Origin of the sequence: Mycobacterium sp. PS03-16, assembly GCF_004570325.1 — a bacterium.
Lineage (GTDB): Bacteria > Actinomycetota > Actinomycetes > Mycobacteriales > Mycobacteriaceae > Mycobacterium.
The window spans coordinates 79,110-92,638 of the sequence record NZ_SPQO01000016.1 but is presented as its reverse complement, the minus strand read 5'-3'; the positions used below and the strand labels follow the sequence as shown (position 1 = coordinate 92,638).

Here is a 13,529-nt window from a genome sequence, read left to right as displayed (position 1 = left end):
TGGCCGGGGAACGGGCCCGGGGCCACTAGACTCGGTAGCCGATGACGTCGCCTGAACCGGGATCGCCCGGCCCTGACCCCACCTTCGCCGACCTGCAGATTCACCCCGAAGTGCTGCGGGCCGTCTCCGACGTCGGATACGAGACGCCGTCGGCGATCCAGGCCGCCACGATCCCGGCGATGCTGGCCGGCTCCGACGTCGTCGGCCTCGCGCAGACCGGCACCGGCAAGACCGCGGCGTTCGCGATCCCGATCCTGTCGAAGATCGACCCCGACAGCCGCCACACCCAGGCGCTGGTGCTGGCCCCCACCCGCGAGCTGGCGCTGCAGGTGGCCGAGGCGTTCGGCCGCTACGGCGCCCACCTGTCGGTCAACGTGCTGCCGGTCTACGGCGGCTCCTCCTACGGACCCCAGCTGGCCGGTCTCCGGCGCGGGGCGCAGGTCGTCGTCGGGACGCCCGGCCGGGTGATCGACCACCTGGACAAGGGCAGCCTCGACCTGTCGCACCTGGACTACATGGTGCTCGACGAGGCCGACGAGATGCTGCAGATGGGATTCGCCGAGGACGTCGAGCGCATCCTCGCCGACACCCCCGAGTACAAGCAGGTGGCGCTGTTCTCGGCGACCATGCCGCCGGCGATCAAGAAGATCACCGCGAAGTACCTGCACGATCCGGTCGAGGTGACGGTCAAGGCCAGGACCCAGACCGCCGAGAACATCACACAGCGGTACTTCCAGGTGTCCTATCCGCGCAAGATGGACGCGCTGACCCGGCTGCTCGAGGTCGAGCAGGGCGACGCGATGATCGTGTTCGTCCGCACCAAACAGGCCACCGAGGAGGTGGCCGAGAAGCTGCGGGCGCGCGGCTTCGCGGCGGCGGCCATCAACGGCGACATCCCGCAGGCGGCCCGGGAACGCACCATCGCGCAGCTCAAGGACGGGTCGATCGACATCCTCGTCGCCACGGACGTGGCCGCCCGCGGGCTGGACGTCGAGCGGATCTCGCACGTGGTGAACTTCGACATCCCGCACGACCCGGAGTCCTACGTCCACCGCATCGGCCGCACCGGGCGCGCCGGCCGCTCGGGTACCGCGCTGCTGTTCGTCACGCCGCGCGAACGCCATCTGCTGAACTCGATCGAACGGGTCACCCGCCAGAAGCTGGTGGAATCCCAGCTCCCGTCGGTCGAGGACGTCAACGCCCAGCGCGTCGAGAAGTTCCGCGATTCGATCAGCGAGGCGCTCAACGCACCCGGCACCGACCTGTTCCGCCGCCTCATCGAGGACTACGAACGCGACAACAACGTGCCGATGGCCGACATCGCCGCCGCGCTGGCCGTGCAGTCGCGCAACGGTGAGGAATTCCTGATGACCGAGCCGCCGCCGGAGAAGCGGCGCGAGCGGCCCGCCCGCGAGGACACCGGCCCCCGCAAGCCGCGGGAGCGCAGCCGGGAGGATCTCGTCACCTACCGCATCGCGGTGGGCAAGCGGCACAAGGTGATGCCGGGCGCGATCGTCGGCGCGATCGCCAACGAGGGCGGGCTCAACCGCAGCGACTTCGGCCACATCTCGATCCGGCCGGACTTCTCACTCGTCGAACTGCCCGCCGACCTGCCCAGGAACACGCTCAAGAAGCTCGAGCGCACCCGCATCCAGGGTGTGCTGATCAACCTCGAACCCGACCGCGGGCCCAAGGCGCGCCACAAGCGCAAGTGACCGCACCCCGGGGCGTGCAGGAGTCCCTCTCGGCAGCACCGGCCCAGGGCGGGCTGGAATCGGTCTCCGCCGCCGAACGGGTCGCGTCGCTGACCGGGGTGCGCGCCGTCGCCGCCCTGCTGGTGGTGCTGACCCACGCCGCGTACACGACGGGCAAGTATCCGCAGGGATATCTCGGTCTCGTCTACTCGCGCATGGAGATCGGGGTGCCGGTCTTCTTCGTGCTGTCGGGGTTCCTGCTGTTCCGGCCGTGGGTGCAGGCCGCCGCGAACGGCACGGCGGCGCCCTCGGTGCGCCGCTACGCGTGGCACCGGGTGCGCCGGATCATGCCGGCCTACGTCGTGACGGTGGCGGCGGCCTACCTCGTCTACCACTTCCGCACGGCCGGACCGAATCCCGGGCACACCTGGGAGGGTTTGTTCCGCAACCTGACCCACACGCAGATCTACACCGACCACTACCTGTACTCCTATCTGCACCAGGGTCTGACGCAGATGTGGAGCCTGGCCGTGGAGGTCGCGTTCTACCTGGTGCTGCCGGTGCTGGCCTACGTGCTGCTGGTGGCGCTGTGCCGGCGGGCGTGGCGCCCGGCCCGGCTGATCGCCGGGCTGGTGGTCCTGGCCGCGGTGTCGCCGCTGTGGTTGTGGCTGGTGCACAGCGTGACGTGGCTGCCCGACGGCGCCCGGCTGTGGCTGCCCGGCTACCTGATGTGGTTCCTCGGCGGCATGCTGCTGGCCGTCCTGCAGGCCATGCGCGTGCGCGCCTACGCCTTGGCGTGCCTCCCGCTGGCGGTGGTCTGCTACCTGATCGCCTCGACCCCGATCGCCGGGGAGCCGACCACCTCACCGGCCGGCCTCGACGAGGCGTTGGCGAAAACCCTGTTCTACGCGGTCATCTCGACCCTGGTGGTGGCACCGCTGGCGCTGACCGGCTCCGGCGGCGGGCAGGGGCTGTACGGGCGGTTCCTGGCCAGCCGGCCGATGGTGTTCCTCGGCGAGATCTCCTACGAGATCTTCCTGATCCATCTGCTCACCATGGAGTTGGTGATGGTGGAGATCCTGCGTTACCCGATCTACACCGGGTCGATCGGCGCGCTGTTCGTCGGCACCATGGTCGTGACCATCCCGCTGGCATGGGTGCTGCACCGCTTCACCCGCGTGCGGAGCTGACCCGCCGCACGGCCGTCTCGTTAGGTTAAGCTGCCCTAAGTTGTCGAGACGAAGGGTGTGGACGCATGTCCGACAGGAAACCGTCGCGCGGGTTCTCCGGCGCGGTGCTCAAACTGCTCCGGGCGGGCGACTACCGGCTGACCGTGACCGGTAAGCGCGAGATCGGTCCGCACTACCTGCGGCTCAGCTTCACCGCGGGCGGCATGCTCGCCGACCACCCCGTGCACCCCACGCAGTGGATCCGCATGTGGTTCGCCGACGGCGACAAACAGCACCAGCGCGGCTACACGCTGGTCGACCCCGACCCGGCCGCCGACACCGTCGACATCGAGTTCGCGCTGCACGACGGGGTGGCGTCGCGGTGGGCGCAGGACGCGCAGCCGGGCGACACCATCGACGTCACCGTGCTCGGCAGCAATTTCGCCCTGCCCGAACCGCGTCCGGCGGGCTACGTGATCGTCGGCGACACCGCGTCGCTGCCGGCGATCAACTCGCTGCTGTCCGCGATCGGCGAGGCCCAGGCGCGGGTCTTCCTCGAGGCCGGCCACGATGAGGACAGGCAGCTTCCCGTGGTGCGCGGCTCCGACGTGACGTGGGTGGACCGCAAGAACGCCGGCGAGGCGCTCATCGAGACCGTTGCCGCGGCCGCGTTCGACGCCGCCGACCACTTCGGCTGGGTGGCCTGCGACAACCGCACCACCCGCGCGGTGGTCAAGGTGCTGCGCGAGGACTACAAGATCCCGAAGAAGTCGATCAAGGCGCAGGCGTACTGGCAGGTCTGAGCACCACCGGCACCACGAACTCGTCGAGCATCGCCCGTTCGTCATCCTCGTCGCGGCCGGGGAACAGCAACAGCGACGTCAGGATCCGGACCAGCCAGCGTGACCGCGGTTCGACGGCGTCGTCGTCGATGCCGAGGGACCGCACGAACGCCCCGACCATCACGCCCACGACCTCCGAGCGTTCGGCCATCTCGCCGCCGATCGGCGGGCCCGTGTGGGTGAACCACGATGCCAGCGGCGGACTTTCGCGCACGCTGCGCACCGCGGTCAGCATGCCTTCGACCAGCCGTTCGCGCGGATCGGTCAGGCCGCCGACCCGCGCGGTCAACTCCCGGTAGAGCCGCTGCGCCTCACGGTGCACGTAGGCGGTGTAGAGCGTGTCGCGGCTGTCGAAATAGCGGTACAGCGTGGCGCGCGAACAGCCCGCCGCCCGGGCGATCTGGTTCATGCCGACGGCCGCGGCGTCGCGCTCGGCGAACAGTCGCTCCGCGGCGTCGAGGATGCGGTCGGCGGCCGCCTCCGTGCGCCGGTCGGACAGCCAGTCGGCAGGCATCAGCCGCCCGTGCGGAACGGTACGGACAGCGGACGGCGCACGTAACTTCCACCCGCCCAGATGATTCCGTCTTCGTCGACGCTGAACTCGGGGCAGCGGGCCAGCAGTTCGGTGAGCGCGACGCGGGACTGCATGCGGGCTGCGGCGGCGCCGAGGCAGAAGTGCGCGCCGTGGCTGAACGTCAGGATGTTGCGCGGCTTGCGACAGACATCCAACTCCGCTGCATCGGGGCCGAATTCGCGTTCGTCGCGGTTGGCCGACCCGTACAGCAGCAGCACCTTGCGGCCGGCGGGGATCGTGGTGTCGCCGATCGTGACGTCGCGCGTGGCGGTGCGGGCCAGCCCCTGCACCGGAGAGGTCAGCCGCAGGAACTCGTCGACGGCGTCGGCGATGAGCGCCGGGTCATCGGCCAGCAGACGGCGCTGGTCGGGCCGCCGAGCGAGCAGCTGCACGGAGCCGCCCAGCATCCCGGTGGTGGTGTCGTTGCCGCCGGTGACCATCGTGAACGTGAACGCCAGCACCGACAGGGTGCCGGCGATGTCGCCGTCCGCGCCGACACCCGCGGCCACCAGATGGCTGATCGTGTCGTCACCGGGGTCGCGGCGGCGTCGCTCGATCAGCTCGGCGAAGTAGGCCATCATCTCGCCGATCGCGTCGCCTGCCCCGGTCACTCCGGTCGACTCGGTGCTCGCCGCGACGATCGCCTCGGTCCAGCCGTCGAACCGGGCGCGATCGGCCTCGGGCACGCCGAGGTAGTGCGCGACGACCATCGAGGGCAGCGGTTTGAACAGCTCCCGGACGATGTCGCCGCCGCCGTCCGCGCGCAACCTCTCGATGCGCTCGACGACGAACGACCGCACCGCGGGTTCGACCGCCTCGACCTGGCGCGGGGTGAACCCACGCGACACCAGCTTGCGGAACTCGGTGTGCACCGGCGGGTCCTGCATGACGAACGGCGGATTGTCGGCCAGGCCGATCATCTCCAGTTCGCCGTAGTTGACGGTCAGGCCCTGCGCCGAGGAGAACGTCTCGTGGTCCCGCGCGGCCCGCCAGACGTCGGCGTGCCGGGACAGCACGTAGTAGTCGTGCTCCGGGCGGTCGTCGGGCACGACGTGGTGCACCGGATCGTGATCGCGCAGGGCTGCGTACATCGGCCAGGGGTCGGCCCACGTGTCGGCCGAGGCCGGCTCGAACCGCACGTGAGACACATCCGCACTCATGTCTCATGAGTACGACAGTAGCGCCTGTGTGTCAACCCTCCATACACCGCGAGCAGACGCACACTCGCGTGATCACGGGTGGAATCGCGCGCGTCTGTGTCTGCTCGCGGAAGAGGGGGCGCGCGGGGAAGAGCGGCGCGCGGGGAAGGGCTAGAACGCCGCGCCGGGGTTGAGGATGCCGGCCGGGTCGAGCGCGTGTTTGATCCGGCGGTTGAGCTCCATCGCCTCGGGCCCGATCTGCCCCGCCAGCCACGGGCGCTTGAGCCGGCCGACGCCGTGTTCCCCGGTGATCGTGCCGCCGAGGCGCACGGCCAGGTCCATGATCTCGCCGAACGCCTGCTGGGCGCGGTCGGCCATGGCGGCGTCGGCCGGGTCGAACACGATCAGCGGGTGGGTGTTGCCGTCGCCGGCGTGGGCGATCACCGAGATCATCACGTCGCGGTCGGCGGCGATCTTCTCCACTCCGGCCACCAGGTCGGCCAGCGCGGGCAGCGGCACCCCGACGTCCTCGAGCAGCAGCGTGCCCTTCGCCTCGACGGCAGGGATCGCGAAGCGCCGGGCCGCCACGAACGCCTCACCCTCCTCGGGGTCGGAGGTCGAGAACACCTCCGTGGCACCGGCTTCGGCGAACACCTTCGCCATGAACTCGGCGTCGTCGGCGCCCGCCGCGCCCCGGTCGTCGGAGGCGGCGACCATCATCGCGGCGGCGTTGCGATCCAGGCCCATGCGCAGCTTGTCCTCGACGGCGTTGATCGCGACGGCGTCCATGAACTCCAGCATCGACGGGCGGATCCGGCCGGTGATCGTGACGACGGCGCCGGCGGCGGCCTCCACCGAGTCGAACGTCGCGACCACCGTGCAGGGAGCGTGCTGCGGCGGGAGCAGGCGCAGCGTCACCTCGGTGACGATGCCGAGCGTGCCCTCGCTGCCGACGAACAATTTGGTCAGCGACAACCCGGCGACGTCCTTGAGCCGCGGCCCGCCCAGGCGCACCGCGGTGCCGTCGGCCAGCACCACCTGCAGTCCGAGGACGTAGTCGGCGGTGACGCCGTATTTCACACAGCACAACCCGCCGGCGTTGGTGGCGACGTTGCCGCCGATGCTGCAGATCTCGTACGACGACGGATCCGGCGGGTACCACAGCCCGTGTTCGGCGACGGCCTTCTTCACCTCCGCGTTGAGCAGTCCGGGCTGCACGACGGCGGTGCGGGTCACCGGGTCGACGGTGATGTCGCGCATCTTCTCGGTGGACAGCACGATCGCGCCGTCGAGCGCGGACGCCCCGCCGGACAGCCCCGTGCCCATCCCGCGCGGCACCACGGCCACCCCGTGCGCGGACGCCCAGCGCAGCACCGTCTGCACCTCCTCGGTGCGGGTGGGCCGGACGACGGCGAGCGCGGTGCCCGCCCCCGGATCCGCCGCGCGGTCCTGGCGGTAGGACGCGACGATGTCGGGATCGGTGACGACCATGCCTTCGGGCAGTTCGGCGGTGAGCTCGGCGAGCGTGTCGGTGCTCATGCAGCGATGCTATGCCGCGCGCCCTCCGGCGATTCACCATCACGGCGTTGACGGGGCTGAATCCATTGGGAAGTATCAAGATCAAAAGGCGAAGTCCGGCATTCCCGACGTCGCGAGTCGCATGATCACCACGGGGAGGCATCCGCCGACCGGTGGCAGGAAGGGGCGAGTGATGGCCGAGGAACGAGCGGACGCGATCGTGGCTCCGGTGCTGCAGGGCGGTGGCGTGCTGCCGTTCGCGCCGACACCGTCGGCCAGCATCGCCGGGCGCACGCTGGCCGAGTCGACCTATGCGCCGCGGTCGGTGCCGCGGCGGCTGCACCCCGACAGCCCCAACATCGTCATCGTCCTCATCGACGACGCCGGGCCCGGGCTGCCGTCCACGTTCGGCGGCGAGGTGCGCACCGCGACGCTGGACCGGATCCGGGACGAAGGGGTCAGCTTCAACCGCTTCCACACCACCGCGATGTGCTCACCGACGCGGGCGGCGTTGCTGACCGGCCGCAACCACCACGAGATCGGCAACGGGCAGATCGCCGAACTGGCCAACGACTGGGACGGCTACGCGGGTAAGATCCCGCGCAGCAGCGCCACGGTGGCCGAGGTGCTCAAACATTACGGCTACGCGACGTCGGCGTTCGGGAAGTGGCACAACACTCCCGCCGAGGAGACCACGGCGGCCGGCCCGTTCGAGAACTGGCCCACCGGACTGGGTTTCGAGTACTTCTACGGTTTCCTGGCCGGCGAGGCCTCGCAGTACGAACCACATCTGGTGCGCAACACCACGGTCGTCGCCCCGCCGCGCACCGCGGAGGAGGGCTACCACCTCTCCGAGGACCTGGCCGATGACGCGATCGCCTGGCTGCGCCGGCACAAGGCGTTCAACGCGGACAAGCCGTTCTTCATGTACTGGGCCAGCGGCTGCCTGCACGGACCGCACCACATCATGAAGGAATGGGCGGACCGGTACGCCGGGAAGTTCGACGACGGCTGGGATGCCTACCGGGAGCGGGTGTTCGAGCGCGCCAAGGCCCAGGGCTGGCTCCCGGCGGACTGCCGGCTGACCGAACGCGACGAGACGCTGGCGTCCTGGGAGTCGATCCCCGAGGACGAGAAGCCGTTTCAGCGCCGCCTCATGGAGGTCGCCGCCGGCTACGCCGAACACGTCGACGTGCAGGTCGGCCGGATCGCAGACGAGCTCGACCATCTCGGGTTCGGGGACAACACCCTGTTCTTCTACATCTGGGGGGACAACGGGTCCTCCGGTGAGGGACAGAACGGCACCATCGCGGAACTGTTGGCGCAGAACGGCATTCCGACCACCGTGCGCCAGCACATCGACGCCCTCGAGGAGCTCGGCGGGCTGGACGCGCTGGGCTCGCCGCTGGTGGACAACCAGTACCACGCGGGGTGGGCGTGGGCCGGATCGACGCCCTACAAGGGCATGAAGCTGCTGGCGTCGCACCTGGGCGGCACCCGCAACCCGATGGCGGTGCGCTGGCCGGCCAAGATCGCCGCCGACACCGTCCCGCGCGACGTGTTCCTGCACTGCAACGACGTGGTCCCCACCATCTACGAGGTCGTCGGCGTACAGCCGCCGCGGGTGGTCAACGGTGAGCCCCAAATCCCGCTGGCAGGAGCGAGTTTCGCGCGGACGCTGACCGACCGGGCGGCGCCGGGCGGGAAGCGGACCCAGTACTTCGAGATCATGGGCAGCCGGTCGATCTATCACGACGGGTGGCTGGCCAGCGCCCGCGGCCCGCGGCTGCCGTGGGTGCCCGGCCAGCCGGAGGGCATCGCCACGTGGACGCCGGACAACGACAGCTGGGAGCTCTACCACCTGGATGAGGACTGGTCACAGGCCGTCGACCTCGCCCAGCAGTCACCCGAGAAGCTGATCCAGATGCGGGAGATGTTCGCGATCGAGGCGGCCCGCAACGCGGTGCTGCCGATCGGTGGCGGACTGTGGGTGCCGGTCTACCATCCCGAGTTGCGGATCTCCCCGCCCTACCGGGAGTGGGAGTTCTCGGGCGACATGGTCCGCATGCCGGAGTTCTGCGCCCCCGCGCTGGGCAACAAGAACAACGTCGTCACCATCGACGCGGACCTCCCCGCCGACGCCAACGGCGTCCTGTACGCGCTGGGGGCCGCGGCCGGCGGCCTCACGTGCTACCTCGACGACGGCCATCTCTGCTACGAGTACAACCTGTTCATCCTGCAGCGCACGAAGATTCGCTCCGCGCAGAAGATCCCCGCCGGCCCCGCCACCATCACCGTCACCACCCGCTACGCCGAGCAACGCCCGGCCGGACCGCTGGACGTCGAGATGACCGTCGGCGGTGACACCGTGGCGACGGGCCGGGTGCCGGTCAGCGCGCCGCTGCTGTTCACCGCCAACGACTGCCTGGACATCGGCACCTGTCTGGGGTCGCCGGTGTCGCTGGACTACCGCGAGCGGGCGCCGTTCCCGTTCGAGGGCCGCATCGACCGGGTCCACGTCAGCTACACCTGACGCGCATTGTGGTTGTGAATTCCAAGTCCGCACGTCGGGCGGCCGAAGCTGGATTACGCTCGCCGCATGCCCCGCTCCTACGGTCAGCACTGTGCCGTGGCGAAAAGCCTCGATCTGGTCGGTGACCGGTGGACGCTGCTGATCGTGCGCGATCTGCTCGACCGCCCGCGGCGCTACGGTGACCTGCTCTCGCGGCTGGCGCCGATCGCCACCGACATGCTGGCGGGCCGGTTGCGCGAACTCGAGCGCAACGGTCTGGTGCGCCGGCGCGAACTGCCGCGCCCCGCGTCGGGCAACCTCTACGAGCTGACCGACGACGGGCTGGCGCTCGAGGAGGTCATCAACGCGTTCGCGCGCTGGGGTCGCCACCTGCTGCACAGCCGCACGCCCACCGATCTGGTCCGGCCCGAGTGGCTGGTCCGCGCCGTGCGGGCGTATGTGCGCGACGGCCGCAGCGGTGACGACCTGCTGATGCGCCTGGCGGCGCCGCAGTGCGGGGTGACGGTGCGGATCGCCGCCGACCTGGTCGAGGTCGCCGACGACGGTGCGATCCCTGACGTCGTGCTGACCGGTGATGTCGACGTCCTGGCCGCCGCGCTCGATCCCGAGCGCGTCGACGACCTGGTCGCGGCGGGCCGGCTGCACGTCGCGGGCACCCCGGAGGCGTTGGGGCGCCTGGCCGATGCGTTCACCCCGCCGCGGGCGGCGGTGGCCGAACCAGTCCGCGCCGTCGTTTAGACCGGGTCCGCGGCCGGGGTCCGGTCCAGGTCGCGCAGCGCGGGCAGGAACACGGCGACCACACCGAGCGCCAGCATCGGCAGCGACAGCGCCAGGAACGTCACGTGCAGGCCGGCGCCGTCGGCCAGCGGGCCCGCCACCACGAGCCCGAGCGGACCGGCCGCGTACGCCAGCGACCCCATCACCCCGACCACCCGGCCGCGCAGATGCGCCGGGGCGCGGGTCTGCATGACGTAGTTGTAGATCGGCGCGATCGGCCCGTAGACCAACCCGACGACGGCCGACAGCACCAGGATCACCGGGAGCGGCGGCAGGAACGCGATCACGGTCATCACCACACCCAGCGTGAGCACCGCGGTCAGCATCACCGTGCGCCGGTTGGCGTAACGGGACAGCACCGCGTACCCCAGCGCCCCGACCAGCCCGCCGATCGACAGCGCCATCAGCACCCAGCCCAGCTGCGCGGGTTCGTCACGGTCGGTGAAGTACTTGGGGAACAGCACGCTCTCCATCGGCATGTACAGCCCGGTGGCGACCAGGTCCACCGCAGCCAGGGTGCGCAGCACCGGGGTGTGCCAGACGAACCGCAGCCCCTCCACGATGCCCGCCCACACCCGTTCGGGCAGGTGCTCACGCTCCGGCCGGCCGGCCCCCTCCAGGCGCAACACCGCGATCGCCGCGATCGACAGACCGAACGCCGCGGCGGTGACCCACATGGTGTCGATGCCGCCGAGGGTGGCGATCAACAGTCCGCCGATCCCGGGCCCGACGATGTAGGCGAGGTTGAAGACGGCCTCGTACACGCTGTTCGCGTGGTCGAGGGTCCAGCCCGCGCGGCGCGCCGCCTCGGGGAGCATGGTCTCGCGCGCGGTCATGCCGGCCGGGTCGAAGAACGCACCGAGTGCGGCCAGCGTGGCGAGCACCGCGACGTTGACCGCCTCGACCCCGGCGCTGTGCGCCAGCACGGGCACCGCGGCCACCGACAGTGCGGACAGCGCGTCGGAGATCATCGACACCCGCCGCCGCCCGAGGTAGTCGACCGCGGCGCCGGCGATCAGCGTGGCCACCAGCAGCGGCAGCGTGCCCGCCATCGCCACGATCGATGCGTCGACCGCAGAGCCGTTGCGCTGCAACACCAGCCACGGGAACGCCACCATCGAGATGCCGTTGCCCGACCCGGCGGTCAACGCCGAGAAGAAGATGAGGAGAAGCGGTCCGCGCTTGCCGGTGGTCATGGGATATCGCGGCTGAATCTAACAGCGCGCGTTGACCGGTCGCCACGGATTTTGCCGCGCACGGCACAGTGGAGGGGTGCAGTTGCCCCATCCACGCACCGGTGACCTGTTCGGCTCACCCGTGCCGCCCGGTACCGGCTGGCCCGGCGACCCCGCGACCGACGCCACGGCGGTCGCCGACTCCGCGGCGGCCGTGGCGTCGCTGGCCGGACCGGTGCGCACGCTCGGCGAACTCGACGCGCTGGTCTCGGTGTGCCGGGCGTGCCCGCGGCTGGTCGAGTGGCGTGAGGAGACCGCCCGCAAGAGCCTCGCGAAACGCCGGTCCTTCGCCGACCAGCCGTACTGGGGACGCCCGGCGCCCGGGTGGGGTGACACCGCCCCGCGGATCCTGGTGGTCGGGTTGGCGCCCGCCGCGCACGGCGCCAACCGCACCGGGCGGGTGTTCACCGGCGACCGCTCCGGGGACTTCCTCTACGCCGCGCTGCACCGGGCGGGTCTGGCGAACCAGGCGGTGTGCGTCGACGCCGCCGACGGTCTGGAACTCGACGGGATCCGGGTCGCCGCCGCGGTCCGCTGCGCGCCGCCGGCCAATGCGCCGACGCCGGTGGAGCGGGCGACGTGCGCACCGTGGTTGGACGCCGAATGGCGGTTGGTCAGGTCGCATGTCCGGGTGGTCGTCGCGCTGGGCGGGTTCGCGTGGAAGGCCGCGCTGCAGATGCTGCGCCGCGGCGGCGAGGCGGTGCCCGTCCCGGCGCCGATATTCGGGCACGGCGCCCCGGCGACCGTCGGCGAGGTGACGCTGCTGGGCTGCTACCACCCCAGCCAGCAAAATACCTTTACCGGCAAGCTCACCGCGGCGATGATGGACGACGTTTTCACCGACGCGAAGAAGAGGGCTGGGCTCTGATGGCTACCGTGCTGGTGTCCGGCGCGAGCGTCGCCGGGACGGCGACCGCGTATTGGCTGGCGCGACAGGGTCATTCGGTGACCGTCGTGGAGCGGCACCCGGGGTTGCGGCCCGGCGGCCAGGCCATCGACGTGCGCGGGCCCGCGTTGACGGCGCTCGAGCGGATGGGTCTGCTGGACGCGGTACGAGCCCGCGCCATCACGTTCCGCGGCATGTCGGCGGTGGACGCCGCCGGGACCGAGACCTCCCGCGACACCGAGAAGACCGCGACCGGCGGGCTGATCGGCAGCCCGGACATCGAGATCCTGCGTGATGATCTGGTGGCCGTGCTGTATGCGGCGACACCCGATGTGGACTACGTGTTCGGCGACACGGTCGCCGCGCTCGACGACACGGGTGAGGCGGTGCGCGTCGATTTCGAGCGGGCCGGGACCCGGACCTTCGACCTCGTGGTCGGCGCCGACGGACTGCACTCGGCGGTGCGCCGGGCCGCGTTCGGCCCCGAGGAACGTTTCATCAAGCCCATGGGCATGTTCCTCGCGGTGGGCACGGCGGCGAACGTGCTGGGTCTGGACCACTGGCAGACCTGGTACGGCGAACGGGAACCCGAGCTGTTCTGCGGTGTCTACAGCGCCCGCGACAACACCGAGGCGCGGGTGATGTTCGGCTTCACCGATCCCAGCCTGCGTCTCGACCACCGTGACGTGGCCGCGCAGCGGGCCGAGATCGAGCGGCGGTTCCGCGGCGCCGGCGCCTTCGCCGAGCGGCTCCTTCAGATGACGCGCGACATCGGCCAGTTCTACTGCGACGAGGCCGCGCAGATCGTCATGGACCGGTGGTCGACGGGCCGCATCGCGCTGGTCGGCGACGCCGCGCACTGCGCGTCACCGCTGTCCGGTCAGGGCTCGAGCCTCGCGCTCATCGGCGCCTACGTGCTGGCCGGGGAACTCGCCGCGGCGGGCGGCGACCACGGCCGGGGCTTCGCGGGCTACGAGGCGGCGTTGCGGCGCTACGTCACCGACAACCAGGCGCTGGCGTTCGAGGACAGCAGTGACGACGACGCCTGGTGGGACCGCTTCTACCCGGTGGTCAACGGGCTCACCCTCGGCGACTATCCCGACCTCGCCGCCGCCCGCTGAGATCACACCGGCGCGCGGGAACGTCCCGGGCGCGGAATGCG

The 13,529-nt window shown here is 70.8% G+C and carries 11 protein-coding genes; 7 read left to right on the top strand and 4 right to left on the bottom strand.

What is annotated here, in order from left to right:
- Positions 1 to 41: 41 nt before the first annotated feature.
- From E4P42_RS15350 to E4P42_RS15340, 3 genes are all read left to right on the top strand, one after another.
- Positions 42 to 1,715 carry a DEAD/DEAH box helicase gene (locus tag E4P42_RS15350; RefSeq protein ID WP_135126931.1) on the top strand — a complete coding sequence of 558 codons (1,674 nt, stop codon included), beginning with the start codon at positions 42 to 44 and terminating at the stop codon, positions 1,713 to 1,715.
- Positions 1,712 to 2,884, top strand: a complete 1,173-nt coding sequence (locus E4P42_RS15345) for an acyltransferase (RefSeq protein ID WP_135126930.1) — start codon at positions 1,712 to 1,714, stop codon at positions 2,882 to 2,884. The genes E4P42_RS15350 and E4P42_RS15345 overlap by 4 nt, the downstream gene beginning before the upstream one ends.
- A gap of 65 nt (positions 2,885 to 2,949) precedes the next feature.
- On the top strand, positions 2,950 to 3,666 hold the full coding sequence (locus tag E4P42_RS15340) for a siderophore-interacting protein (protein ID WP_135126929.1): 717 nt from the start codon (positions 2,950 to 2,952) through the stop codon (positions 3,664 to 3,666).
- On the opposite strand, the gene E4P42_RS15335 is transcribed toward E4P42_RS15340, so the two are convergent.
- From E4P42_RS15335 to E4P42_RS15325, 3 genes are all read right to left on the bottom strand, one after another.
- Complete coding sequence (locus tag E4P42_RS15335) at positions 3,638 to 4,219, bottom strand: TetR/AcrR family transcriptional regulator (protein WP_135126928.1); 582 nt, start codon at positions 4,217 to 4,219, stop codon at positions 3,638 to 3,640. The genes E4P42_RS15340 and E4P42_RS15335 overlap by 29 nt on opposite strands.
- Positions 4,219 to 5,439: a cytochrome P450 gene (locus E4P42_RS15330; protein ID WP_135126927.1), complete on the bottom strand. Its 1,221-nt coding sequence runs from the start codon at positions 5,437 to 5,439 to the stop codon at positions 4,219 to 4,221. Before E4P42_RS15330 ends, E4P42_RS15335 begins: the two co-directional genes overlap by 1 nt.
- Positions 5,440 to 5,589: 150 nt before the next feature.
- The gene (locus E4P42_RS15325) at positions 5,590 to 6,957 is read right to left on the bottom strand and encodes an FAD-binding oxidoreductase (RefSeq protein WP_135126926.1); all 1,368 of its coding nucleotides are present in this window, start codon (positions 6,955 to 6,957) and stop codon (positions 5,590 to 5,592) included.
- 172 nt (positions 6,958 to 7,129) lie between these two features.
- Between E4P42_RS15325 and E4P42_RS15320 the strand changes: the two genes are divergently transcribed.
- Both E4P42_RS15320 and E4P42_RS15315 read left to right on the top strand, forming a co-directional pair.
- Positions 7,130 to 9,469 (top strand): arylsulfatase, encoded by a 2,340-nt coding sequence (locus E4P42_RS15320; protein ID WP_135126925.1) that lies wholly within the window; start codon positions 7,130 to 7,132, stop codon positions 9,467 to 9,469.
- 66 nt (positions 9,470 to 9,535) lie between these two features.
- Positions 9,536 to 10,207 carry a helix-turn-helix domain-containing protein gene (locus E4P42_RS15315; RefSeq protein WP_135126924.1) on the top strand — a complete coding sequence of 224 codons (672 nt, stop codon included), beginning with the start codon at positions 9,536 to 9,538 and terminating at the stop codon, positions 10,205 to 10,207.
- Here E4P42_RS15315 and E4P42_RS15310 read toward each other — a convergent pair.
- Positions 10,204 to 11,442, bottom strand: coding sequence for an MFS transporter (locus E4P42_RS15310; protein WP_135126923.1), 1,239 nt, complete (start codon positions 11,440 to 11,442; stop codon positions 10,204 to 10,206). The two genes, E4P42_RS15315 and E4P42_RS15310, sit on opposite strands and share 4 nt — an antisense overlap.
- 76 nt (positions 11,443 to 11,518) lie before the next feature.
- On the opposite strand from E4P42_RS15310, the gene E4P42_RS15305 reads away from it, so the two are divergent.
- Both E4P42_RS15305 and E4P42_RS15300 read left to right on the top strand, forming a co-directional pair.
- Complete coding sequence (locus E4P42_RS15305; protein WP_135126922.1) at positions 11,519 to 12,349, top strand: uracil-DNA glycosylase; 831 nt, start codon at positions 11,519 to 11,521, stop codon at positions 12,347 to 12,349.
- Positions 12,349 to 13,488, top strand: a complete 1,140-nt coding sequence (locus E4P42_RS15300) for an FAD-dependent monooxygenase (protein ID WP_135126921.1) — start codon at positions 12,349 to 12,351, stop codon at positions 13,486 to 13,488. Before E4P42_RS15305 ends, E4P42_RS15300 begins: the two co-directional genes overlap by 1 nt.
- Positions 13,489 to 13,529 lie beyond the last annotated feature (41 nt).

Excerpts from the sequence above, each read along its gene's own strand:
- E4P42_RS15350 (WP_135126931.1), top strand. The coding sequence starts at position 42 with ATGACGTCGCCTGAACCGGGATCGCCCGGCCCTGACCCCACCTTCGCC.
- E4P42_RS15340 (WP_135126929.1), top strand. The coding sequence starts at position 2,950 with ATGTCCGACAGGAAACCGTCGCGCGGGTTCTCCGGCGCGGTGCTCAAA.
- E4P42_RS15335 (WP_135126928.1), bottom strand. The coding sequence starts at position 4,219 with ATGCCTGCCGACTGGCTGTCCGACCGGCGCACGGAGGCGGCCGCCGAC.
- E4P42_RS15330 (WP_135126927.1), bottom strand. The coding sequence starts at position 5,439 with ATGAGTGCGGATGTGTCTCACGTGCGGTTCGAGCCGGCCTCGGCCGAC.
- E4P42_RS15325 (WP_135126926.1), bottom strand. The coding sequence starts at position 6,957 with ATGAGCACCGACACGCTCGCCGAGCTCACCGCCGAACTGCCCGAAGGC.
- E4P42_RS15320 (WP_135126925.1), top strand. The coding sequence starts at position 7,130 with ATGGCCGAGGAACGAGCGGACGCGATCGTGGCTCCGGTGCTGCAGGGC.
- E4P42_RS15315 (WP_135126924.1), top strand. The coding sequence starts at position 9,536 with ATGCCCCGCTCCTACGGTCAGCACTGTGCCGTGGCGAAAAGCCTCGAT.
- E4P42_RS15310 (WP_135126923.1), bottom strand. The coding sequence starts at position 11,442 with ATGACCACCGGCAAGCGCGGACCGCTTCTCCTCATCTTCTTCTCGGCG.
- E4P42_RS15300 (WP_135126921.1), top strand. The coding sequence starts at position 12,349 with ATGGCTACCGTGCTGGTGTCCGGCGCGAGCGTCGCCGGGACGGCGACC.